Genomic DNA, 22,915 nt, shown 5'->3' with positions numbered 1-22,915 from the left:
CGGGACGGGTCCGCAGCGCGCCCGGCGCGCCTGACCCGAGGTGCCGCGGGGCGGGTGCCCGCCGCCGAAATCGGCGGGCACCCGCCCTGCTCCAGGATAGGCCGCCCGCCGTCAGTCGCGGTCGGTGTCCCACCAGCCGAGCAGGACCGACGGAACGGCCGCGGAGGTGAGCATGAGGGTGGTCAGCAGTGCGGGGACCCGCTCGATCACCGCCGGGCTGTTCTGCGCGATCACCATCAGCAGGACCACCGCCATGCCCGCCCCGACCGCGCACTGGTAGCCGATGAACGCGACCCGGTTGCGCAGCCCCAGCTCCCGTTCGTCCAGGCCCGCGTCGGGGCGCTCGCCCAGGGCCCGCGTCATCGAGCGCAGCACGGCCCACAGGCCCAGCCAGACGACGAAGGCGAGCAGCCAGCGGGTGTCGGAGAAGGCGTTGCCGTCGGAGACGAGGGAGAGGACCGCCATGACGGCACTCAGTGCGACGAGCGCCGCGGCCAGGAGCCGCCGCGGGCTGCGGTCCGGGGCGCCGGGGGCCGGTTCGTCGTCCGGGCTCCCGCTGCGGCCGGGGCGGCCGGTGGAGGGCTGGTCCTGGCTCACGGCTGTTCCTTCCTGTTGTAGACCCGGGCGGACAGCGGCGCGAAGGGGCGGCGGCTGAACACCGCCTCCACGGGGAGGTCGAAGACCTCGCAGATCCGGAAGGCCAGATCGAGGCTCGGGAAGTAGTCCCCCCGCTCGATGGCGCCGATGGTCTGCGGATGGACCTCCACCGCCTCGGCGAGCGCGGCCCGGCTCATCCCGCGCTCCGCGCGCAGCACCCTGAGCTGGTTGTGGATGGGCGATCCCTCTCGGGGGCGCACTGGGCTCATGACAGAAACGTAAGGTAAACACAACGACCCGTCAAGCACAGACAACACCTGGGAGTGTTTCGACCATGACCTCCGGCCCCGCTGCCCGCTCCACACCGTCGCCCGGCCGGGAACCGGACACCGGCCCCGGCGCGGCCGAACGCTCCCCGCTGCCCGGCCTGCTGGTCCCGACCATGCCCGAGACCCCCGGCGCGCTCCGCCCCTACGCCGAACTCGTCCGGCGCACCGGCGCCCGCAGGCTGTGGACGGGGCAGTCGCTCAAGGCGGAGACCCATCAGTCCCTCGCCTATCTGGCCGGCTCCGGACTGCGCGTTCCCGTCGGCACGAGCGTCACCCTCATGCCGCTGCGTCACCCCTACGAGGCCGCGCTCCAGGCCCGCTCCCTGGCCCTCGCCACGGAACTGCCGGTGGTCGCCGGGTACGGCGTCGGGGCCTCCTCGTTCGTCCGCAGCCTCAACGGCGCCCCCTACCGATCCCCGCTGACCATGGCCGGGGACTACCTGCGCACCGTCCGGGCGCTGCTCGACGGGCGGATCGTCGACCACGCCGGGGACTACCACGCCCTGCGCGGCCGCCTCGTCCCCATGGAGCACCCGCCCGTCGAGGTCGGGGTCGGCGTCCTGCGCCCCAACATGGCGCGCACCGCCGGCGCGGCGGCGGACGCCGCCATCACCTGGATGACGCCGCCCGACTACGTCGGGGGCACCCTGCTGCCCGCCCTCCAGGAGGGCGCCAAGGAGCGCGAACACCGCCCGCGCCTGGTCACCGTCGTGCACGTCGCCGTGGAGCGTGCGGGCCGCGACCCCTACGCGCTCGCCCACACCGCCGCCGCCGGACATCTCAGTGCTCCCCACTACACCGACATGCTGCGCCGCGCCGGGGTGCCCGCCGACCCGGCCGACCCGCGCGCCGGAGCCGCGGCCCTCGTGGACAGCGGCACCTTCGTCACCGGCTCGCCCGGCCACATCGCCGCCCGGCTGGACGACCACCGGGAGGCGGGGGTGGACGAGGTCGTGCTCAACTGCGCCGGCGTGCTCTTCACCGAGGGGCCGGACGCCGCGCTCCGCGACGCGGAGGACATCATCGCGGCGGTGCGGAGGCGCCATGGCTGACCGGCTCGCCGGCCCGGCCCGGGTTCCGGTCACCGTGCGCGCGTACGGCACCCGGTACCTGCGGATCACCGTGCGCCGCCATGACGACGGCCGTTTCACCTGGCTGCGCACGCCCGGCCCCGACCACCCCGGGAGCGGGCCGCTCCCGGGAGCCGCCCTCCGGGCCATGCTGGACCGCGCCGGGCACCACCCCGGCGGCGCGGGACTCGTCCTCGGCCGCCCCGAGCCGCCGGCGCCCCGCCCGGAACCGGACGCGCCGGACGCGCCGGACGCGCCGGACGGCACGGACCCGCCGGACCCGCCGGACCCGTCCTCCGGCGTCCTCTACGACGTGCCGGCTCCCTTCTCGGCCGCCGTCCTTCTCCAGTCCGGTGAGGAAGCGGCGCGTAATGCCGTGGCCGACGCCCTGCGCGCCGCCGGCCGGACACTGCGCCGCCTGCACCGCGAGCGCCCGCCCCTGCCCGAACCGCCCCCGCCCCACCGGGGACTGGACCGGCTGCGGTCGTGGACCGCCGGCGAACCGCGCCCCGGCGACGCCGCCCGGCTGCGGGACGGCGTCCGAGCCCGCCTCGGCCCGCGGCTGTGGACCCGGCTGGCGGACTGGTCGCACGCCACCGCCCCCCTGGCCTCACGAACCCTGCTGCACGGTGCGCCCAGCCTGGGGTGGCTCGTGCCGACCCCCTGGTGCGGCGGCGCCGTCCTGCTCACCGGCGAGGAGATCACGGTGGGCGAGCCGGCCGGCGACCTGGGCTGGCTGCTCGGGGAACTCGCCGAACTGCGCGGCGCCGCCGCCCGCGGCCTGGGCGGCGCCGCCCGCCACCGGCCCGGCGACTTCACGGAGCCGGCCCGTGCCCTGCTGGAGGGCTATCTCGGCCCCGGACCGCACCCGGCGCCCCCCGAGGGCACGGCCCGCCACGCCACCCTGCGGCTGGCCACCCATATGCACGACTACGCCGCCTACGTCGGCTGGCACGACGACCTGACCGCCTACGCGGACCTCCTCGCCGAGTTCCTCGACGCCCACGGCGAGCCCGCCCTCCACTGGTGAGCGCGTATGTCTCCCGCGGCTCGGCCGGCCCGGCTCTTCGCCGAGGTTGCGGCGCCGGCGGTTCCCGGCCCGGCGCGTGACCGGAGATCCCCTCGCCGTCTTGACGCCCACCGCGCCGCGTCTGATGGTGTGGCGGGCGGGGGGAGCGCTCCCATGGGCGCTTCCCCCTCCGGTCATGAGCCGTCCAGGACAGCGAAGGGAACCGCACATGCGCAGGTCTCGTCACCTCTCCCGGCGGACGTTCCTCACGGCCTCGGCCGCGGGCGCCGTCACCACCGTGACGTCTCCGTCCCCGGCCTCCCCTGCGTCCCCGCCGTCCCCGGCCCGCGCCTCGCGGCCGTCCACCGCCCCGGCCACGTACCGGACGGTGGGCCGGGTGAAGGAGGCGGCCGACGGCTACGTGCGGTACAGCTGGCCCGGCATCTCCTTCGAGGGCCGTTTCCGCGGCACCGGCGTCGGTGTCGTGCTCGACGACGCCGTCAACGACTACGACGTCCGGATCGACGGAGAGACCGTCACCACCCTGGTGACCCCGGGCCGGACCACCGCGTGGATCAACGGCCTGCCGGACGGCGAACACGGCGTGCGGCTCGTCAAGCGGACGGAGAGCGCCTGGGCCGCGGGCCGGTTCGGCGGCTTCGCCGCCGCCGGGGGAGGCCGGATGCTGCCCGCCCCCGCGGCGCGGTGCCGGCAGATCGAGTTCATCGGCGACTCCTACACCGCCGGATACGGCAACACCTCGGGCACCCGCGACTGTTCCGCCACCGGCGGTGTCGACCGGAACACCAACGCCGGCCTCGCCTTCCCCGCCCTCACCGCCGAAGCCCTCGACGCCGATCACCAGCAGAACGCCTTCTCCGGCCGGGGCATGGTGCGCAACTACAACGGCGGCGAGCCCGGCACCGACTACCGCACCTACTACGACCGGGCGTTGCTGCACGTCGTGGGCGACGTGTGGGAGAAGCCGGACACCTGGAACCCGCAGGTCGTCGTCATCGGCCTGGGCATCAACGACTTCTCGACCCCGCTCAACGCGGGCGAGCCCTGGGCCACGCAGGACGAGCTCATCGCCGCGTACGAGAGCGCCTACCACGGCTTCCTCGACAAGCTGCGCGCCCGCTACGGCGCCGGGACCCACCTCGTCGTCAGCGCCACCTCCGTGTCCGGCACCACCGCCTTCGCCGACACCGCCGAGCGCGTCGTCCGGAACCGCGTCGCGCGGGGCGACGGCCGGGTGGGCTACTGGTACTACGACGACCCGGCCCTGGACCGCCTCGGCTGCGACTGGCATCCGTCCCTCAGCGACCACCGGATCATCTCCGGCCTGCTCGGCCAGTACCTCGCCACGCTTCCGCTGGACTGGTGAGCGGCGCGGTGCGGTGGCCGGTTCGGCGATCGCGCGCGTCCGGCCGCAGCGATCCCCGTGTCCGGCGCCCCCCGGTTCAGCGTCTTGTTAGGTTAGGCTAACCTGTGCTGCGTGCCTGGTGGTGAAGAGATATCCGCGACCCCGAGCCCCCGTGGTCATCAACTGACGGCCACCGGGGTCACCGTGGCGTACGACGGCACCGACATCGTGCACAACGCCTCGATGACGCTGCGGCCCGGTGAGGTCACCGCCCTGGTGGGCCCGAACGGAAGCGGCAAGTCGACACTCCTGCGCACGCTGGCGCGTCTGCTGCGGCCCAGGACCGCCACGCTCGTCCTCGACACGGACACCGACGGCCTCGCCCTGAGTTCCCGCGCGTTCGCGCGCCGCGTGGCCCTGCTGACCCAGGGCCGCCCCACGCCCAGCGGGCTGACGGTGCGCGACGTCGTCGAGTTCGGCCGCTACCCGTACCGGGGCCGCTGGGGCAGGGCCGACCCGGACGGCCCCGCCGCGGTGGACCGCGCGCTCGCCATGACGGGCGCCTCGGAACTCGCCGACCGCGGCGCCGAGCACCTCTCCGGAGGACAGCTCCAGCGGGTCTGGCTGGCCGGCTGCCTCGCCCAGGAGACCGGCGTGCTCCTCCTCGACGAGCCGACGACCTACCTCGACCTGCGCTACCAGGTCGAACTCCTCGACCTGATCCGCGACTTGGCGGACGACCACGGGATCGCCGTCGGCACGGTCCTGCACGACCTGGACCAGGCCGCGGCCGTCGCCGACCGGATCGTCCTCCTCGACGAGGGCCGGATCGCCGCCGAGGGCCCGCCCGAGGACGTCCTGACGCCGCGGCGGCTCACCGAGACGTACGGCATCCGCATCGACGTCGACACCGACCCCGTCACCGGCCGGCTGCGCACCCGCGCCATCGGCCGGCACCACACACGAACCGAAAGGCTCAGCGCCCCCTCATGAGACGCCTCCTCCTCGCCGCGGTCACCGCCGCGGCCCTCACCCTGACCGCCTGCGGGACGACCGAGCCCGCCGCCGACGGCACGGCGGAGAAGACCGCCGAGCGCATCACCCTCACCGACGCCTCCGGTACGGAGGTCGAGCTCGACGGGCCCGCCGAGAAGGTCGTCGGCACCGAGTGGAACATCGTCGAGAGCCTGATATCGCTGGGCGTCGACCCCGCCGGCGTCGCCGACGTCAAGGGGTACAAGACCTGGGACACCGCGGTCCCGCTGAAGAACGAGCCCAAGGACATCGGCACCCGCGGCGAGCCCAGCATGGACACCATCGCCGCCCTGAAGCCCGACCTCGTCGTGGCCACCACCGACCTGCCGCCGGCCGCCCTGAAGCAGCTGCGCAAGATCGCCCCGGTCCTGGAGGCGCGTCCCGCCGACGCCTCCGACCCGATCGGGCAGATGACCGAGAACCTCGACCTCATCGCCGAGGCCACCGGCACCACCGAGCGGGCCGGGAAGCTGAAGAAGGAGTTCGACACCAAGCTCGCCGAGGGGAGGAAGGCCCTCGCCGGCGCCGGTCTCGACGGCGCCCCGTACGCCTTCGCCGACGGCTACGTCGTCTCCAACCAGGTCTCCGTCCGGCCCTTCACCAGCGGCTCGCTCATCGGCGCGGTCAACGAGAAGCTCGGCCTCGAGAACGCCTGGACCGTCAAGGGCGACAAGGCCTACGGCCTCGGCACCACCGACGTCGAAGGGCTCACCGAACTGGACGAGGACGTGCACTTCGCCTACATCGGCAACGACGGCGACAAGAACAGCAACCCCTTCGCCGGCGCCCTCGCCGACGACAAGGTGTGGACCTCGCTGCCGTTCGTGAAGAAGGACAACGTCCACCGGCTGCCCGACGGCATCTGGATGTTCGGCGGCCCCGAGTCGATGAACCAGTACATCGACTCCGTCGTCGCCGCGCTGACGCGGTAGCCCATGACCGTCACCGCGACACCACCCGCCACCCGTCCGGCGACGGCCCCGTCCCGGACGGGTGCGGCCGCGGTGACGGCCGCACTGCTCCTGCTGGTCACCGCCCTCGCGCTGGTGGACGTCACCGAGGGCACGGCCGCCGTGGGCGCCCCCGAGGTCTGGAAGGCGCTCACCGGCCGGGCCGACCCCGCCGACGCGTCCGTCGTCATCGCCTCGCGGCTGCCGAGGACGGCCGCCGGGCTGCTCGTCGGGGCCGTGCTCGGGGCGGCGGGCGCCGCCCTGCAGGCGGTCAGCCGCAACGTCCTCGCCTCGCCCGACACCCTCGCCGTCAACGCCGGCTCCTACCTGGCCCTGGGGCTCGCCGCCGCCACCGGCGTCTCACTCCCGCTGCTCGCCTCCTCCGGCGTGGCCTTCGCCGGCGGTCTCGCGGCGGCGGCCGTGGTGCTCGGGCTGTCCGGCCTCGGCTCCGGCACCGTCCGCCTCGTCCTGGCCGGCAGCGCCCTCACCCTCGGCCTCACCGCCGTCACCCAGGGACTGCTCCTGCTGTTCCCGCGGGAGACGGAGGGCCTCTACGCGTGGAACCAGGGCAGCATCGCCCAGAACGGCTTCGACGGCGTCCTGCAGACGGTGCCCCTCGCCGCCGCCGGGTTCGCCGGGCTGCTGCTTCTCGCCCACCGGATCGACGCCCTGGCGCTCGGCGACGACGCGGCCCGCGGCCTCGGCGTCCCGGTGCGGGCCACCCGCGTCGGCGCCGTCGTGCTCGCGGCGCTCCTCTCCACGGCCGCCGTCACCCTCGCCGGACCGATCGGCTTCGTCGGCCTGTGCGCGCCCGCCCTCGTCCGCCCCCTCGCCCGCCGGTTCCGCGCCTTCGCCCGGACCCGTGCCGCCCTTCCCCTCGCCGGCCTCACCGGCGCCGCCCTGGTGCTCGGTTCGGACGTGGCGCTGCGCACGGCCGTCGCGGCCGACACCGCCGTCGCCGTGCCGACCGGCGTCGTCACCGGCCTCCTCGGCGCCGTCTTCCTGATCGTCATGGCCACCCGGCTCCGGGACACCTCCGGCGCCGCGGCCGACCGGGTGCGCATCAGGAGCCGGGCCGTCTTCCTCACCACCACGGCCGTCCTGGCGGCCCTGCTCGCCGGCGTGGTCATCGCCGCCGTCCTGCTGGGAGACGCCAAGCTGCTGCTGGGCGACGTGGCCAACTGGGCGCTCGGCCGCGCCGGGCAGACCACCGGCTTCGTCCTCGACACCCGGGTGCCGCGCGTCCTCGCCGCCCTCCTCGCGGGCGGCGCGCTGGCCCTGTCCGGGACCCTCGTCCAGGCCGTGACCCGCAACCCCCTCGCGGAACCCGGCATCCTGGGCGTCTCCCACGGCGCCGCGCTGGGCGCCGTGCTGCTCGTGACGACGGTGCCGGCGGCCGGGGCGTGGAGCGTCGCCGGAGCGGCCTTCGCGGGCGCCGCGGTCAGCGCCGTTGTCGTCTTCGGGCTCGCCGCGCGCGGCGGGTTCCGCCAGAACCGGCTGGTCCTCGTCGGATTCGGCGTCGCCACCGGGACGGGCGCCCTGATCAGCCTGCTCATCGTGCTGACCGACCCCTTCAACGCCACGAAGGCGCTCACCTGGCTCTCGGGCTCCACCTACGGCCGGACCCTGCCCGACGTGGTCCCCCTCGCGGCCGCCCTCGCCGCGGGCCTGGCCGTCGCCGCCGCGCGGCGCACCGAACTCGACCTCGTGTCGCTCGACGAGGACACCCCGCGCCTCCTCGGGCTCGGCCTCGCCCGCGGGCGCCTCGGCTTCCTCTCCCTGAGCGTCCTGCTCAGCGCCACCGCCGTCGCCGCCGCGGGCACCATCGGCTTCGTCGGTCTCGTCGCCCCCCACGCGGCCCGCGCCCTCGCCGGCCGGCGGCACGCCCGGGTCATACCGGTCGCGGTGCTCCTGGGCGCCGTCCTGGTCTGCACCGCCGACCTGGTGGGCCGCACCGTGATCGCGCCCGCCCAGCTCGGCGCCGGCCTCATGACCGCCGTGATCGGTACCCCGTACTTCCTCCACCTGCTGGTCCGCACCCGCGGGTAGCCGCGCCGCCGCCCTCGTCCCGCCGTCCCGCCGGCGGCGAATCTCAGAGTGCTCTGAGGTTCCGCCGCTAGCGTCCCGCGTATGGTGCGAGATTTCCTGATCATCGGGGCCGGACCGGCCGGACTGCAGCTCGCGGCCCTCATGGAACGCGACGGCCGCGACTACGTCGTCCTGGAGCGGGGGAGTGGGCCGGGGACCTTCTTCGCCCGGTATCCCCGGCACCGCCGGCTCATCTCGGTCAACAAGGTGCACACCGGGTACACGGACCCGGAACTGAAGCTGCGCATGGACTGGAACTCGCTGCTCAGCGACGATCCGGAGCTTCTCTTCACGCGCTACAGCGAGCGCTACTTCCCGCACGCCGACGACATGGTGCGCTATCTGGCCGACTTCGCGGAACGCACCGGTGTCCGCGTCGAGTACGGCACCGAGGTCGTCCGTGTCTCCCGTTCGGAGGACGGCTTCACCGCGCTCGACGGCGGCGGGCGGGAGTGGCGGGCGCGGCGGATCGTCGTGGCCACCGGCGTCTCCGCCCTCAACGAGCCGCCGATCCCCGGCATCGGGCTCGCCGAACGCTACGACACCTTCGACCCGGACCCGGAGTCCTTCACCGGCCGGCGGGTGCTGGTCATCGGCAAGGGCAACTCCGGCTTCGAAACGGCCGATGCCCTGATGGAGAAGGCGGCGGTGATCCACGTCGCCGGGCCGCACTCGGTGCGGATGGCCTGGCAGACCCACTTCGTCGGGCATCTGCGGGCGGTGAACAACAACTTCCTGGACAGCTACCAGCTCAAGTCGCAGAACGCGGTGCTCGACGGCAGCGTGGAGAGCATCGAGCGGACCGGCGACGGCCGGTTCCGGGTGATGTTCCGCTACGCCCGGACCGCGGAGCGGCTGCGCGAACTGCACTACGACCGGATCATCGCGTGCACCGGCTTCCGTTTCGACGCCTCGGTGTTCGACGCGGACTGCCGCCCCGCTCTCGTCATCGACGACCGGTTCCCCGAGCAGACCTCCGCCTTCGAGTCGGTGAACGTGCCGGGCCTCTACTTCGCCGGAACCCTGACCCAGCAGCGCGACTTCAAGAGGTCCACCAACGGCTTCGTGCACGGCTTCCGGTACGGGACGCGAGCCCTGCACCGCATCCTGGGCGCGCGGTACCACGGCGCGCCGTGGCCGGGTGAGCCGCTCGCCGCGGCGCCGGAGGCGATCGCCGACGCGATCACCGCCCGCGTCAACCGCTCGTCCGCCCTGTGGCAGCAGTTCGGTGTCCTCGGCGATGTCGTCAGCGTGGACGGCGACCGGGCCCGGTACGAGGAGGAGGTCCCGCTCGACTACGTCACCGACGGCCTGCTCGGTGGAGCGCCGCACCGCTTCACCGTCGATCTGGAGTACGGGCCGGACCACGAGCAGGCCGATCCGTTCGACGCCACCGTGCCCCGCGTCGCGGAGAACGACGCCGACCACGCGATGGACTCCACCTATCTGCACCCCGTCGTCCGCCACTACCGCGACGGCGTCCTCGCCGGCACCCACCATCTGGCGGAGAACCTGGAGAACGACTGGGACCTCCCGGTGGTCCACCGGCAGCCGCTCACCGCGTTCGTGAAGGACTGCCTTGTCCTACGTGGCTGAGTCCGACGTGGCCGAGCAGTTCCCCGGCGCCGTCCTGGACCTCCTCGGCGCGGCGGGGGAGCGGCCGGTGTTCGAGCACGCCGGCCGGGCGGTCACCGGGGACGAGCTGCTCGGTATGGTGCGGCGCGCCGCGGGCTGCCTGCGGCGGCACGGTGTCGGTCCCGGCGACGGCGTCGCCATGCTGCTCGGCGTCGGCCCGGAGGCGTTCGCCGCGATCACCGCCGCGCACACGGTCGGCGCCCGCGTCGTCGGCGTGCGGCCCGGCCTGCCCGAACGCGGCCGGGCCCGGCTGCTGCGGGACACCGGCGTCACGGTCACCGACCGCCCGGGCGGCCCGGACGGTGCGCGGCCCGGACTCGTCCTGCCGCTCGGTGAACTCCTCTCGGCGCCGGACGACGGCCGCAGGCCGCGGGCCGCGGGCCGGCCGGGGGACGTGGCCCGGCTCCTCCACACCAGCGGCAGCACGGGCGTTCCCAAGGCGTGCGCGCAGACGTACGCGGCGATGACCGCGGCGTGGGCGCTCCGGCCGGACGCCTGGCCCCCGGCGATCCGTGAACTTGCCGGGCGCATGGACCGGTTCCTGGTGTTCGGGACGCTGGCGAGCCAGGTGATGATGGAGTACGGGCTGCTGGCCCTCGCGGCGGGCGGCACCCTCGTCACCGCCGACCCGCCGGACCTGCCCGGCGCGATCGTGCGGCACCGGGCGACCGCGAGCGTCATCACCGTGCCCCGGCTGGTGAAGCTCGTGGCGGACCAGCGCGCCTCGCCCGCCGATCTGAGCGGTCTGCGCGCGCTGATGGTGTCCGGCTCCCCGCTGGAGCCGGGGCGCCTGCGCGAGGCCGCCGACGTGCTGGGTCCGGTGGTCTTCCACGGCTACGGCCAGACCGAGACCGGCATGATCTCCATGGCCACCCCGTCCGACGTGCCCGGCTCGCTCGGCGTGCCGCCCGTCGAGCTGGAAGTCCGGGACGGCTCCGGCCGCCCGGTCCCGCCCGGCACCGACGGCGAACTGTTCGTCCGCACCCCGTCGCAGAGCACCGGCTACTGGCGCGAACCCGGCCTCACTGCAGGGGTGTTCGCCGGTGGCTGGGTGCGCACCCGCGACCTCGGCCGGCTCGACGCGGCCGGCCGGCTGTGGCTCACCGGACGGACCCGCGATGTGATCATCGTGAACGCCGAGGTGCACTACGCCGGACCGGTGGAGCGGCTGCTCGCCGGGCATCCGGCGGTGGCCGAGGCGTATGTCGCCGCCGTCCCCGACGCCGGCACCGGGGAGGCCGTGCACGCCTTCGTCGTGCCCGCCGCCGGTGCCGTCCCCCATCTCGACGAGCTGCGGGCGCTGGTCGCCGGAGAACTGGGCGGGGCGTGCGCGCCGACCCGGCTCACGCTCATCGACGAGGTGCCGCTCACGCCCGCGGGCAAGCCCGACAAACGGCGGCTCACGGCACTCCGGGGCCGGTCCGGTGACCCGTCCCCGCGCGGTCCCGGCCGCTCCCGGCATGATGATCAAAGGCCATGAAAACCCTCACAACCGGCATCACTGGTTCACAAACGGTCGGCAGTAGTGTCGTTGCCGTCCCAGTCAGTCGAATTTTGGGGGAAAACGCACATGGCTTCGAACGTCTTAACGAAGGCGCTGGTAGGGACCCTCACCGCCGCCGCCCTCGGTATCGGCACCCTCGCCGGCGCCACCACGGCCACCGCCGCACCCGCCCAGCAGGTCCCCACCCGGACCGTCACCGTCCAGGCCGTCAACAACCTCGGCCTCTCCAGCGCCGAGGCCCGGAGCGTCCAGTGCTACGTCCGCGACGCCGGATTCAGCCCCGGCGCGATTGACGGACAGCTCGGCACCAACAGCTGGAAGGCCTGGCAGCGCTTCCTCAACAACCGCGGCTTCAACGCCGGCACCGTCGACGGCGTCGTCGGACCCAACACCATCCGCGGCCTTCAGCGCTTCCTGACCTACATCGGCTACGACACCGGCGGCATCGACGGCATCGCCGGATCCAAGACCCGCGCCGCCTGGAAGGCGTTCTCCCGCCTCGGCGGAGGCTGGTGCTGACCATGACCACCGCGTCGCCGCGTCAGGCGGCGTCCCGCACCGCGTAGACGTGCCCGGGCCCTCCGCTCTCCGCATCGGCGGAGACCGGAGGGCCTCGGGCGAGCAGGGGGCGTGCGTCCTGCCCTGAGCCCCGACGGCATCCCGTACCGCGCCCCGCGGGGCCCGTTCGCGCCGGTCGAGGAACGCCAGCAGCGGCGGCGCCATGACGGTGGTGACGATGGCGACCACCACCAGGGCGCTGAACATCGCCTGCGTCACGATCCCCGCCGCCAGACCGAGGTTGAGCGCGATCAGCTGCATCAGGCCCCGCGCGTTCATCAGCGCCCCGACCCGCAGCGCCACCCCGTTCGGCTCACCGGCGGCCCGGGCGGCGAGCCAGCAGGCGCCGAACTTCCCTGCGACGGCGACCACCACGCACCCCGCGGTGAACAGCAGCACCGAACCGTCACCCAGCAGCGCGAAGTCGGTGTTCAGCCCGGAGTAGGTGAAGAACAGCGGCAGGAACACCGCGCCCACCGGCTTGAGCGCGGCGACCGTGTGGTCCAGCCGCTCGGAGCGCGGGAACACCACGCCGAGGCTGAACGCCCCGAACACCGCGTACAGCCCGATGACATCGGTGTACCAGGCCGCCAGGAACAGGGCGCCGACCAGCACCGGCAGCAGGTTCTCCGGCGCCGTCCGGTCGGCGAGCAGCGCGGTGCGGCCATGCAGGCGGAGGAACACCGCCATCGCCGCCAGGAGGCCGAACGCGCCCGCGACGGCGAGCGACACCAGCCCGGCGCTGCCGGCGGCGATGCTGAACACGGCGGCGAGGAGCACCCACGCCACGGCGTCGTCGACGGCACCGGCGCCCAGGGCGATCGACCCGAACCGGCTGCCGGTCAGGCCCCGTTCACTGATGATGCGGGCCAGCATCGGGAACGCGGTCACGGCGAGCGCGACGCCGGTGAACAGGGCCGACACCACCAGCGGCACGCCCTCGGCCAGGACGCCGCTCCGTTCGCCGGCCACGACGACGAGGGCCGCGCCGAGCAGCACCGGGACCAGCACCCCGGCCGCGGAGATCAGCCCGACGGGCCGGGCGACGCCGCGCAGCCGGTCGACGCGGAAGTCCCAGCCGACGTGGAACATGAACGCGACCAGGCCGATCTGCCCGACCACATAGAGGACCGGGCGCAGGTCCCCCGGGAAGAGACCCGCCTCGACGCCGGGGAGCAGGGCGCCGAGCACCGACGGGCCGAGCACCACCCCGGCGAGCATCTCGCCGACGACGGGCGGCTGCCCGAGCGGGCGCAGCAGCCGGCTCACGAGCCGGCAGACGGCCAGGATCACCACGACGGAGAGGAAGAAGGCGGGCGCGAGTTCGGCGGGCGTCATCCGCTCCCCCCTTCCGGGCGGCGCGGGACGGGGCGGGCGGCCGGGCAGCGCGTGGCCGGCCGCTCCTCGAAATGGCGTGCGGCCGGCCGCAGCCGGCGGGCGTGCACCACCATGACCGTGCCGAGCACCAGTTGGCGCACGCCCCGGGTGACGTCCTCGACCCCGTCCCGCAGCCGGAGATACGTCCGCAGCGCCCCGAGACGGCGGGGCCCCGGGGAGAGGCCGCGCGGAATCAGCAGGCAGGGGGCGCGGTGCGGCAGGGATCTGGTGTGCGAGGCGGTGGAGTCGAGCCGGTACCGGCCGAGCACCTCGCGGACCGCGGCCCGCAACACCACCGGGGACAGCCGCCACGCCGGGCAGGGCCGGTTCGCGGCCACCCCGAACGGGATGTGGTGGGCGTGCTTGGCGGACAGGGTGGTCCAGCGGTCCGGGTCGAACACCTCCGGCCGGTCGTATCCCGTGGCGTGGTAGCCGGGGTAGCTGAAGCACACCACGGACCCGGCGGGCAGCACGGTGTCCGCGTCGAGGGGGATCTCGCCGGTGGTGATGCGGTGCGCGATGCCGAAGAGCGGGTAGAGCCGCATCGTCTCGTCGAGGACCCGGGTGAGGTACCGCTCGTCCGCGGGGTCCGCCGACAGCCGCCGCTGCACCGGGTGGTGGCGGGCGAGGGCGAGCAGGACGTGCGCGGTCGCCTCGGACAGCTGGACGACGGCGGTGTTGAAGAAGGTCCCCTGCAGATAGTGCACCTGTTCGGCGGGTGTCAGTGTCTCCGGCAGCCGGTGCGGTACGTCGCCGGCCGCGAGCCGGTCGTGCAGATACGCGGTGAGCCGGGCCCGGCGCCGCGGATGGCGCAGGCCGGTGCACTTCAGGGCGGTGACCACGTCGTTCGCGTGCGCGGTGATCAGCTCGCGGGCGTGCGGCGGGCACGGCTCCCTGAACACCAGTTCGTAACAGAAGGCGGCCCACGCGGGCATCACCAGGTCCCGCAGCCGGACGAGGCTGATCCGGGTGTCCGGCAGCGCGTCCAGCACCCGCGCGACGGCGCGGCCGGCCGCCGCGGCGAGACCGGCGGAGTCCCCGGCGAGGATGCGGCGGGTCGCCGCGGCCACGTCCTCGTAGCGCTCGCCGTCCTCCAGATGCTCCTGGTGCACCTCAGGACCCGGGGACAGCCAGTACCAGAACAGGTCGGACAGGCCCGCCCCCGCGCTCCGCCCGTTCGCGGCCGGGTGGGCGTACACCCGCTCGAACACCTCCGGCCCGTACCCGCCGCCCGGCAGGGTCACCACCCGGTCGCCGTTGACCTTCTCGAAGATGCGCACGCGCAGCGCCACCACGCCGCGCGGCAGCCACCAGCCGTCCGCGGCGGCCCGCTTCGGCTCACCGCTCACCCCGCCTCCGCTCACCCCGCCTCCGCTCACCCCGGCTCCGCTCACCCCGTCCCCGGTTCCGCTCACCACGTCTCCTCCCTCCGGACGACCATGTCCCCGGTCAGATCGGTGTTCCGGCGCCCCCCGCACAGGGCGAGCGTGTGGTCGTACTCGTCGCGCAGCGCCGCGAGGACCCGCCGGACCCCGGTCTCGCCCTCGGCGGCCAGGCCCCACACCACCGGGCGCCCGACGCCCACGGCGGACGCGCCCAGCGCGAGCGCGACGGCGACGTCCCCGCCCCGCCGCACACCGCCGTCCAGCAGGACCGGAACCCGGCCCGCGACCGCGCGGGCGACCGCGGGCAGGCAGTCCACCGCCGCCGGGACGGTGTCGCACTGGCGGCCACCGTGGTTGGAGACGATCACTCCGGCGGCGCCGTGCTCGACGGCCAGCAGCGCGTCACGCGGGTGCAGAATCCCCTTGACCAGGACGGGAAGTGCGGTCATCCGCCGGGTGCGGTCGACGTCCCGCCACGAGACTGCCGGGGACATGGTGATGGCGGCGGGCCGGCCGGGCGGGGCACCGGGCAGGCCGCGCATGTTCTCCGCGGCGTATCCGGGCGGCAGGTCGGTGAATCCGTTGCGCAGGTCCCTGGTGTGCCGGCCGAAGACCGGCGAGTCCACGGTGAGCACCAGCGCCGCGCACCCCGCGTCCTCGGCGCGCCGGACGAGCGCCTCGGTGACGTCCCGGCGGGGGTGCGGATAGAGCTGGAACCACACGGCCGGGTCCCCGGCCGTCTCGCGGGCGGCCGCGACGACGTCGGCGACCGCCGTGGTCGCGGCCGTCCCCGTCACCAGGACGGCTCCCTCGGCCGCGGCGGCGCGGGCCGTGGCGCGTTCGCCGTGCCGGTGCGCCAGCCGGTGGAACGCGGTCGGCGCGACGACCACGGGCGACGCCCCCGGGGCCCCCGGCAGACCGACGGAGGTGTCCCGCGTCTCACTGCCGCACAGCACCCTCGGCAGCAGCGCGTACCGGTCGAAGGCCCGTTCGTTCGCGGCGAGGACCCGCTCCTCGCCCGCGCCGCCCGCCACGTAGTCGTAGGTGACCGGGTCCAGCGCCGCGCGGGCCGCGTCGTGCAGCTCGCGGAGCGTCACGGCGCCACCCGGGCGGCCGGGGGCACCGGGGCGGCCGTGCCCGCGGGAGCCGCCGGGCGGAGCCGGTCGGCCAGGAACGCGCGGAGCGGGGCGCGGTGGATCTCCTCGCTGTCCCACTCGTTCTCCAGGTTCTCCGTGAGGTGGTGCTCGGCGGTGAACTCCCCGGCCCGGTACCAGCGGACGACCGGGTGCAGATAGCGGCCGTCGAGCCCCCGCACGTCCTGCTGGGACGTGCGGCCCGCGCGGACGTCGAAGGGGTCCACCCGGTCGTGGTCGGCCCCGTACTCCAGGGTGATCACCGCGTGGGCGGTCACCTTCCCGAAGTCCCCGGCCCGGACGGCGTCCGGCACCTGGCCGACCGGGACCTCCTCGGCGTAGCGCAGCGTCCCGTCGGGGGCGGTCAGCAGCAGGTCGCCGAGGACGCCGAACTGCTGCCACAGCGCCGAGGACCGGTTGACGCGGGCGATGACCGCGTCCACGGCCCGCTCCACGGTGTCCCCGAGGTCCGTCACCGGCCAGGGCTCCCCGTGGTGGCGCTGCCGCAGCACCCGGTGCAGGGCGCGGACCGAGTAGCGGAAACCGTGGATGAAACCGGTGGTGGCCTTGCGGAACTCCCGGGCCTGCATCAGCGTCCCGGCGAAGTACAGTCCGGGCACATTGACCGACTCGCCGACGGGCGTCACGGCCGGGAAGCGCCCGTTGACCGCCAGTCCGGGCCGGCAGCCGTCGTCGAAGAGCGAGGCGTCGAAGCGGAAGCCGGTCGCGACGACCACCCGGTCGTACCGGATCTCCCGCACCGCCTCGTCGACCCGCTCGAAGGCGACCGGCACGCGGTAGCCGCCCGCGTCGCGGCGGATGGCGAGCACCCGGCCGTCGAGGACCGCGTTCTGCGACTTGAGCTGGTAGCTGTCCAGGAAGTTGTTGTTCACCGCGCGCAGATGCCCGACGTAGTGCGACTGCCACGCCAGCCGCAGCGATCCCGGGCCGACGACGTGGATGACCGCCGCGGTCTCCATCAGGGCGCCGGCCGTCTCGAAGCCGGAGTTGCCGCGGCCGATGACGAGCACCCGCTGCCCGGTGAAGGACTCCGGGTCCGGGTCGAAGGTGTCGTAGCGTTCGGCCAGTTCGATGCCCGGGATCGGCGGCAGATACGGCAGGGACACCCCGGTGGCGGCCACCAGGCGCCGCGCCCGCCACGTCCGTCCGGTGCGGTCGAGCGCCGTGAACCCGTCGTCCGAGCGGGAGACGCGGACGATCTCGGTGCCGTACTCGACGCGCGCCCCGGTCCGTTCCGCGAAGTCCGAGAGGTAGCGCACCATGTCGTCGGCCGGCGGGAAGTACCGCCGGCTGTAGCGGGTGAACAGCAGGTCCGGATCGTCGCTCAGCAGGGAGTTCCAGTCCATCCGCAGCCGCAGCTCCGGATCCTCGTATCCGGTGTGCACCTTGTTGACCGAGATGAGTTGACGGTGCCGGGGGAACCGCGTGAAGAAGGTGCCGGGACCGCTGCCGCGCTCCAGAACGACGTAGTCCGCACCGTCCCGCTCCAGGAGCGCGGCGAGTTGCAGTCCCGCGGGTCCCGCTCCGATGATCAAGTAGTCGTACGCCATGGCCCCGGAAGCTATCCACCGCATCTCAGAGCGCTCTGAGATTGCCCCGTTAGGTTTCCGCCGTGCTGACCACCACGGACACCGTCCCGCTCACCCGCCCCCCGGACTCCGCGGCCCTGCGCCGCGCGGCGGCACCGCTCACCGTCACCGTGGACGACGAGGTCCGCGCACGCGTCGTCCGGGGCCGCCGCTTCTTCCACACGGCACGCCACGGCAACGGCGGCGGCAGCGGCGGCGGGGACCGCCGGATCTACGGCGCCACCACGGGCTTCGGCGCCCTCGCCGGTTTCGCCGGCCGGGCCGACGAGGCCGACCAGTGCGACAACACCCTGGCGCACCTCGGCGCGGGCCAGGGCCCGGACCTGCCGCCCGGTATCGTCCGGGCCGCCCTGCTGCTGCGCACCGCGTCGCTCGCCCGGGGCTTCTCCGGTGTGTCCGTCGAGGTCGTCGAGCGGCTCGCCGCCATGTTCGCCACGACGTTCTGCCCGGCCGTCCCCCGCTACGGATCGGTCGGGGCGAGCGGCGACCTGATCCCCCTCGCCTACGCCACCCAGGCGCTGCGCGGCCGCGGACACGCCTACCTGGACGGCCACCGGACGGAGGCCGCCGCCGCGCTGGCCGGAGCCGGACTGCGCCCGCTCGCCCTCGACGGCCGCGACGCGCTCGCGCTCGTCAACGGCACCTCCGTCACCACCGCGGCCACGGCACTCGCCCGCGACGCCGTCCGCGCCGCGCACCGCTCCCTCACCGCGCTCACCTGCCTGCTGGCCGACGTGCTCGGCTGCGACCCCGGCTTCCTCGACGCCGACCTGATGCGCGCCTACGGCCACCCCGGCGCGGTCGACGTCGCCGCGCACATGCGCCGGACGCTCACCGGCACCGCGCCTTCCGGCACCCGGCCCCTGCAGGAGCCGTACAGCATCCGCTGCGCCCCGCAGCTGCTCGGCGCGGCGGAGGACGCGCTGCGCTACGTCGACGGCGTGGTCGCCGCCGACCTCGGCGGCGTCAGCGACAACCCGCTCTTCTTCCCCGGCGGTGCGGGAGAGGGGGCGACGGGGGAGGGCGGCACGGCGGCGGCGGGCAAGGTGGTGCACGGCGGGAACTTCTTCGGGCAGCCCGCCGCGTTCGCCGCCGACGTGCTCGCCTCCGTCACCGCCCAGCTGGGCAACCTCGCCGAACGCCAGCTCGACCTGCTGGTGGACCCGGCGCGCAACGGAGGACTGCCGCCGATGCTCGCCACCACCCCGGGCACCCAGCACGGCCTGCAGGGCGTGCAGTTGGCCACCACCGCGTTCGTCGCGGAGATCCGCCGCGCCGCGGCACCGGCCGGCATGCAGAGCCTGCCGACGAACCTGCACATCCAGGACGTCGTCCCGTTCGGCACCCAGGCGGCCCTGCGCTCCCACGACATGGCGGAGCTGCTCGGCCTGCTGTGCGGGTCGCTCGCGCTCGGACTGCGCCAGGCCGTCTACGTCGGAGCCCGCCGCCCCACCGCGCCCCGGTGTGCCGAACTCCTCGACGCCCTCAGCGAGGTGGTGCCCCCGGTCGACCCGGACCGCCCGCTGGACGCGGACGTCCGCGCCGCGGCAGACCTCCTCGCCACACCCGGCCTCCTCGCCACGAGCGGCCCCCCGGCCACGAGCGACTCCCCGGCCACGAGCGCGCCGCCCGCCACGCGCGACCGGCCCTGACCGGCCGCCACCGGCCCTCCGGGGCGGGCGGACACCCGGACTCGGGAAGCCGGATGGTGAACCGCGCGCCCCGCCCCGGGCGGCCGGTCGCGGCGACCGTGCCGTGGTGGCCGGCGACGATCTCCTTCAGCAGCGCGAGCCCCAGCCCGTACCGGCCGCCGTCGCCGCCGCGGTGGAAGCGCTGGAACAGGCGTTCCGCCTCGGCCGGGTCGAAGCCGGCCCCGGTGTCCGTGACGGTCAGCTCCACCACGCCGCCCGCCCGTGCCAGGGACACCTCGATCCGCCCGCCCGGCGGGGTGTGCCCGATGGCGTTGGCCAGCAGTTCGCCGACCGCGCGGCGCAGCGCGGACTCCACCCCGTCGACGTACAGGCGGTGCGGCGGCCGCTCCACGACCACGGTGAGCCCGCGGTCCCGCGTCCGGTGGGCCTCCTCGGCGGCCACCGACCGGGCCAGTTCGGCCAGTTCGACCGGACGGCACTCGGACCGCCGTGCCGGACTCGCGCCCAGGCTCGCCGACAGCAGCAGATCGTCGATCACCTCACCGAAGCGGCCGACCGAGCCGACCAGCCCGGCCAGCCCGTCACGGTGCGGGGCCGGCAGGTTCTCGGCGGCCGCCTGCCGTGCCAGCACCTGCGCCTTCGTGTACACCCGGGTGATCGGGGTGCGCAGCTCGTGGCTGGCGTCCGTGACGAACCGGCGCTGCCGCGTGAGCGCCTCGGCCAGCGGGGCCACCGCCCGGCGCCCGAGGACCAGCCCGGTCAGGGCCGCGGCGACCAGACCCACCAGCTCGGCGACACCCAGCGCGGACCACAGGTGGGCGCGGTCGGCCAGCTGGAAGCGCAGATCGAACACCGCCTGGACCACGGCGCCGTCCGCCCGCCGCTCCGTGCGCACCAGATAGACGGTGTGGTTCCGCTCCACGGTGCGCTCCACGGCCCGGTGGGTCCGGCCCACCCGGTCGACGTCGGCGCGCAGGGGGAAGCCGGCCGGGGCGTTCGCCAGCGGCTCCACCCCGGCGGCGAAGAGCCAGGTGCACACCGGTGGGCTCGACAGGTCCCCGTACTGGGCGCCGTAGCGCAGCTCCCGCCACACCTGGTCGTTCTGCGCGCGCACCATCACCGTGTGGGCGATTCCGCCGATGGCCGTGACCAGGAGCGTGATGATCCCCCCGGTGACGAGGGCGATCCGCAGCCGTGCCCGGCGCACCGCCGCCCACTCGCTCTTGTCCGACGCCCTCACAGCGACCCCAGCCGGTAGCCGAGCCCGCGGACCGTGCGCACCACCTGCCGGCCGAGCTTGCGCCGCAGGTAGTAGACATAGGTGTCGACGATGGAGGACGCGGGCGCCTCCTGGAACACCAGCCGGCGCAGCTCCGACCGGGAATGGACGAGGTTGGGGCGCGACGCCAGCGCCCACAGCAGGGCGAACTCCCGTGCGGCGAGGGCGATCCGCGCACCGTCGGCCAGTTCGACCTCCCGGGGGCCGACGTACAGCCGGCCCGAGCCGATGCGGAGCACGTCGGTCGCGTCGCGGCCCCTGCGGCACAGGGCCCGTAACCGGGCGCTCAGTTCGTCGAGTTCGAACGGCTTGACCAGATAGTCGTCGGCGCCGGCGTCGAGTCCGTCGACCCGGTCGTGCACGGTCCCCAGCGCGGTCAGCAGCAGCACCGGAGCGCGGACCGCCCGGGACCGCAGCCTGCCCAGCAGGTCGAGGCCGTCCAGCGCCGGCAGCCGCCGGTCGACGACCAGCGCGTCGTACCGCCGGGTCAGGCCCAGGTGCAGGCCCCGCTGCCCGTCGGTCGCGACATCGACGGAGTAGCCCTCCTCCCGCAGCACCCCGGAGAGCAGGGACACCAGCTCCCGGTCGTCCTCGATCAGCAGCAGCCGCCACGGGTCCCGCGCACGTCCCTGTGCCACCGTCCCACTCCCCTTCACCTCCTCCCCGCCGCCCCGCCAACGACCGGGCCCGGCACGGAGATTCCCGGGAACGGGACCGGGGGCGGACGGACGGGGCCCGACCGGCGGGATCGCGCCACCGCGCGGTACCCGCCAGTTGCCCCGGGCGGCACGTCGCCGACGCGCGGTCCCCTCCCGGCCGTGCCCGGGGCCCCCGTGCGGCCGCACCCCGGCGGCAGGACGATCCGGTCCCGTCGGGGCCCGCGGCACCGGCGGTGGACGCCCGGCGGACCGGCCCCTGGATTCGCCGCATGGGAGACGTCTCGCGCCGGCGCCTGATCCTCCTCGACGCGGCGGCCGCACTCGGGTTCGCCCTGCTCCCGCAGTTGTCGGTGCTGCGGCCGGACACCGGCGGCACACCCGGCGGGCTCACCGCCTGGCTGCTCCCGCTCACCGCCGCGCTGCCGCTCGCCGCCCGCCGGCTGTGGCCCGTGCCGGTCCTCGCGGCCGTGCTCGCCGCCTCCTGTGCCGCTCTTGCCGCCGGTCTCGGCCCGGCCGTCCTCCTCGCTCCCGCGTACGCGCTCTACCCGGTCGCCACGACACGGCAGAGACGGCCCGGGCGGTCGGCCGTCCTCGTCGGCGTGGCCAGCGCGGGCGGCGCGGCCCTGCTGGCGGTGACGGGCGGGCAGGCGTACGAGGGCGGGACCCTGGCGGTGCACCTGCTGTTCGGTCTGCTGGTCCTCGGCGCCACCTGGGCCGCGGGGACGGCGGTCGGATGCCGCCGGTTTCCGGGTCCTTGGGACACTGCCCTACTGACGTTTGTTCCCCGCGTGCGTCCCGGCGTCCGTTCCGGCGCGCGCCTCCGGCATGCGCTACCGGCGCGAGCCCCGGGCACGGGTTCCAGGTATGGCCGAAACCGCTCATCGCCAACGGGCTGTCCAACGCGGAGATCGCCGAGCGCCTCGTCATCAGCATGCCGACGGTGAAGACCCACGTCGGCAGCCTCCTGGCCAAGCTGCACGCCCGGGACCGCGCGCAGCTCGTCATCATCGCCTACGAGAGCGGTCTCGCGGAGCGCGGTATGCCGTCGTGACGCCGGGTCCCGCCGGTGCGGGACCCGGCGGGCACGGTGGGCACCCCGTGGCCGGTTCGGCCCGTCAGCCGCTCCGTACGGCGCGGCGGGAGCGGGCCAGTGCCGGCGCGCCGAGGGATGTGGCGGTCAGCCCCAGCAGCAGGGCCACGACGGACCCGCCGAGCCCGTTGCCGGTGCCGAGACCGCCGTCGGCGGTGGCCGTGAACAGCCCGCCGAACACCATGGCCACCGGCCCCGCCACCAGGGCCACGAGGGCTCCGCGCCGCCCGGTGCCGGTGCCCGGACGACCGCCGGGGCGGGCCAGGGCCAGCGCTCCGGCCACCACACCGATCAGCCCCACCACGGCGGCCGCGGTGCCCCCGAACCGCCCGGAGGCCAGAGGGCCGGCGGCCTCCTGGGCCGGGGTGTGCGCGGCCGCCGGTGCGGCGAGCACGAGGACGGCGAGGACGAGCCCGCCGAGCAGGGTGGCGCCGGTCATCGCGGGCTTCTCCCGGAACGGCCCCGGGGTTCTCGAACTGCTCATGTCCCACTCCTCTTTCACGTCTCGGTCGGGCCTTCGCCCACCGCCCGATCGTGGCCGCCCGGGGTGCCGCCGGTCGTCCCGCGGGCGGACGCACTCCGCGCTGCC

Annotated in this window: 19 protein-coding genes and 1 pseudogene; 11 read left to right on the top strand and 9 right to left on the bottom strand. The window is 75.0% G+C overall.

Going from position 1 to position 22,915, the window contains the following annotated elements; translation table 11 throughout:
• Window positions 1-111 precede the first annotated feature (111 nt).
• Window positions 112-597, bottom strand: a complete 486-nt coding sequence (locus tag LIX60_RS07110; RefSeq protein ID WP_227957702.1) for a hypothetical protein — start codon at window positions 595-597, stop codon at window positions 112-114.
• Window positions 594-866 carry a helix-turn-helix transcriptional regulator gene (locus tag LIX60_RS07105; protein WP_227957701.1) on the bottom strand — a complete coding sequence of 91 codons (273 nt, stop codon included), beginning with the start codon at window positions 864-866 and terminating at the stop codon, window positions 594-596. Before LIX60_RS07105 ends, LIX60_RS07110 begins: the two co-directional genes overlap by 4 nt.
• 65 nt (window positions 867-931) lie before the next feature.
• Here LIX60_RS07105 and LIX60_RS07100 point away from each other — a divergent pair, with 65 nt between their 5' ends.
• The 8 genes from LIX60_RS07100 (at window position 932) to LIX60_RS07065 (ending at window position 11,559) form a co-directional block, all read left to right on the top strand.
• Entirely contained in the window at window positions 932-1,978 is a 1,047-nt protein-coding gene (locus LIX60_RS07100) for an LLM class flavin-dependent oxidoreductase (protein WP_308101110.1), read from the top strand.
• The gene (locus LIX60_RS07095; protein WP_227957700.1) at window positions 1,971-3,026 is read left to right on the top strand and encodes a hypothetical protein; all 1,056 of its coding nucleotides are present in this window, start codon (window positions 1,971-1,973) and stop codon (window positions 3,024-3,026) included. The genes LIX60_RS07100 and LIX60_RS07095 overlap by 8 nt, the downstream gene beginning before the upstream one ends.
• A gap of 208 nt (window positions 3,027-3,234) precedes the next feature.
• The gene (locus LIX60_RS07090; RefSeq protein WP_227957699.1) at window positions 3,235-4,392 is read left to right on the top strand and encodes an SGNH/GDSL hydrolase family protein; all 1,158 of its coding nucleotides are present in this window, start codon (window positions 3,235-3,237) and stop codon (window positions 4,390-4,392) included.
• 111 nt (window positions 4,393-4,503) lie between these two features.
• Complete coding sequence (locus tag LIX60_RS07085) at window positions 4,504-5,364, top strand: ABC transporter ATP-binding protein (RefSeq protein ID WP_227957698.1); 861 nt, start codon at window positions 4,504-4,506, stop codon at window positions 5,362-5,364.
• Window positions 5,361-6,338, top strand: a complete 978-nt coding sequence (locus LIX60_RS07080) for an iron-siderophore ABC transporter substrate-binding protein (RefSeq protein ID WP_227957697.1) — start codon at window positions 5,361-5,363, stop codon at window positions 6,336-6,338. The genes LIX60_RS07085 and LIX60_RS07080 overlap by 4 nt, the downstream gene beginning before the upstream one ends.
• Window positions 6,339-6,341: 3 nt before the next feature.
• Window positions 6,342-8,405, top strand: a complete 2,064-nt coding sequence (locus LIX60_RS07075) for an iron ABC transporter permease (RefSeq protein ID WP_227957696.1) — start codon at window positions 6,342-6,344, stop codon at window positions 8,403-8,405.
• 81 nt (window positions 8,406-8,486) lie between these two features.
• Window positions 8,487-10,040, top strand: a complete 1,554-nt coding sequence (locus LIX60_RS07070; protein ID WP_227957695.1) for an NAD(P)-binding domain-containing protein — start codon at window positions 8,487-8,489, stop codon at window positions 10,038-10,040.
• A gap of 7 nt (window positions 10,041-10,047) precedes the next feature.
• Window positions 10,048-11,559: a class I adenylate-forming enzyme family protein gene (locus LIX60_RS07065; protein WP_374117965.1), complete on the top strand. Its 1,512-nt coding sequence runs from the start codon at window positions 10,048-10,050 to the stop codon at window positions 11,557-11,559.
• Window positions 11,560-11,664: 105 nt separating this feature from the next.
• On the opposite strand, the gene LIX60_RS07055 is transcribed toward LIX60_RS07065, so the two are convergent.
• The 4 genes from LIX60_RS07055 to LIX60_RS07040 form a co-directional block, all read right to left on the bottom strand.
• Entirely contained in the window at window positions 11,665-13,479 is a 1,815-nt protein-coding gene (locus LIX60_RS07055) for a cation:proton antiporter (RefSeq protein WP_308101109.1), read from the bottom strand.
• Window positions 13,476-14,867 (bottom strand): cytochrome P450, encoded by a 1,392-nt coding sequence (locus LIX60_RS07050; protein ID WP_227962655.1) that lies wholly within the window; start codon window positions 14,865-14,867, stop codon window positions 13,476-13,478. The genes LIX60_RS07055 and LIX60_RS07050 overlap by 4 nt, the downstream gene beginning before the upstream one ends.
• Before the next feature lie 62 nt (window positions 14,868-14,929).
• Complete coding sequence (locus LIX60_RS07045) at window positions 14,930-16,000, bottom strand: alpha-hydroxy acid oxidase (protein WP_227957693.1); 1,071 nt, start codon at window positions 15,998-16,000, stop codon at window positions 14,930-14,932.
• Window positions 15,997-17,607, bottom strand: a complete 1,611-nt coding sequence (locus LIX60_RS07040) for an NAD(P)-binding domain-containing protein (protein WP_227957692.1) — start codon at window positions 17,605-17,607, stop codon at window positions 15,997-15,999. Before LIX60_RS07040 ends, LIX60_RS07045 begins: the two co-directional genes overlap by 4 nt.
• A 62-nt stretch (window positions 17,608-17,669) precedes the next feature.
• Between LIX60_RS07040 and LIX60_RS07035 the strand changes: the two genes are divergently transcribed.
• Window positions 17,670-19,298, top strand: coding sequence for an aromatic amino acid ammonia-lyase (locus LIX60_RS07035; RefSeq protein WP_227957691.1), 1,629 nt, complete (start codon window positions 17,670-17,672; stop codon window positions 19,296-19,298).
• A 52-nt stretch (window positions 19,299-19,350) separates the two neighbouring features.
• On the opposite strand, the pseudogene LIX60_RS07030 reads toward LIX60_RS07035, so the two are convergent.
• Together LIX60_RS07030 and LIX60_RS07025 are read right to left on the bottom strand one after the other, a co-directional pair.
• Window positions 19,351-20,415, bottom strand: a pseudogene (locus LIX60_RS07030) (sensor histidine kinase); the annotation flags it as partial.
• A gap of 119 nt (window positions 20,416-20,534) precedes the next feature.
• Complete coding sequence (locus tag LIX60_RS07025) at window positions 20,535-21,215, bottom strand: response regulator transcription factor (protein WP_227957690.1); 681 nt, start codon at window positions 21,213-21,215, stop codon at window positions 20,535-20,537.
• Window positions 21,216-21,505: 290 nt separating this feature from the next.
• On the opposite strand from LIX60_RS07025, the gene LIX60_RS07020 reads away from it, so the two are divergent.
• Window positions 21,506-22,180 (top strand): hypothetical protein, encoded by a 675-nt coding sequence (locus tag LIX60_RS07020; protein WP_227962984.1) that lies wholly within the window; start codon window positions 21,506-21,508, stop codon window positions 22,178-22,180.
• Window positions 22,168-22,287, top strand: a complete 120-nt coding sequence (locus LIX60_RS07015) for a LuxR C-terminal-related transcriptional regulator (RefSeq protein WP_374117819.1) — start codon at window positions 22,168-22,170, stop codon at window positions 22,285-22,287. Before LIX60_RS07020 ends, LIX60_RS07015 begins: the two co-directional genes overlap by 13 nt.
• Before the next feature lie 64 nt (window positions 22,288-22,351).
• On the opposite strand, the gene LIX60_RS07010 is transcribed toward LIX60_RS07015, so the two are convergent.
• On the bottom strand, window positions 22,352-22,810 hold the full coding sequence (locus tag LIX60_RS07010) for a DUF6223 family protein (RefSeq protein ID WP_227957689.1): 459 nt from the start codon (window positions 22,808-22,810) through the stop codon (window positions 22,352-22,354).
• Window positions 22,811-22,915 lie beyond the last annotated feature (105 nt).

It is taken from the genome of Streptomyces sp. S07_1.15 (assembly GCF_020739505.1).
Lineage (GTDB): Bacteria > Actinomycetota > Actinomycetes > Streptomycetales > Streptomycetaceae > Streptomyces > Streptomyces xinghaiensis.
This window is presented reverse-complemented; position numbering and strand designations above follow the sequence as displayed.

Excerpts from the sequence above, each read along its gene's own strand:
- LIX60_RS07105 (WP_227957701.1), bottom strand. The coding sequence starts at position 866 with ATGAGCCCAGTGCGCCCCCGAGAGGGATCGCCCATCCACAACCAGCTC.
- LIX60_RS07100 (WP_308101110.1), top strand. The coding sequence starts at position 932 with ATGACCTCCGGCCCCGCTGCCCGCTCCACACCGTCGCCCGGCCGGGAA.
- LIX60_RS07095 (WP_227957700.1), top strand. The coding sequence starts at position 1,971 with ATGGCTGACCGGCTCGCCGGCCCGGCCCGGGTTCCGGTCACCGTGCGC.
- LIX60_RS07090 (WP_227957699.1), top strand. The coding sequence starts at position 3,235 with ATGCGCAGGTCTCGTCACCTCTCCCGGCGGACGTTCCTCACGGCCTCG.
- LIX60_RS07080 (WP_227957697.1), top strand. The coding sequence starts at position 5,361 with ATGAGACGCCTCCTCCTCGCCGCGGTCACCGCCGCGGCCCTCACCCTG.
- LIX60_RS07075 (WP_227957696.1), top strand. The coding sequence starts at position 6,342 with ATGACCGTCACCGCGACACCACCCGCCACCCGTCCGGCGACGGCCCCG.
- LIX60_RS07070 (WP_227957695.1), top strand. The coding sequence starts at position 8,487 with ATGGTGCGAGATTTCCTGATCATCGGGGCCGGACCGGCCGGACTGCAG.
- LIX60_RS07055 (WP_308101109.1), bottom strand. The coding sequence starts at position 13,479 with ATGACGCCCGCCGAACTCGCGCCCGCCTTCTTCCTCTCCGTCGTGGTG.
- LIX60_RS07040 (WP_227957692.1), bottom strand. The coding sequence starts at position 17,607 with ATGGCGTACGACTACTTGATCATCGGAGCGGGACCCGCGGGACTGCAA.
- LIX60_RS07020 (WP_227962984.1), top strand. The coding sequence starts at position 21,506 with ATGGGAGACGTCTCGCGCCGGCGCCTGATCCTCCTCGACGCGGCGGCC.
- LIX60_RS07015 (WP_374117819.1), top strand. The coding sequence starts at position 22,168 with ATGCCGACGGTGAAGACCCACGTCGGCAGCCTCCTGGCCAAGCTGCAC.
- LIX60_RS07010 (WP_227957689.1), bottom strand. The coding sequence starts at position 22,810 with ATGAGCAGTTCGAGAACCCCGGGGCCGTTCCGGGAGAAGCCCGCGATG.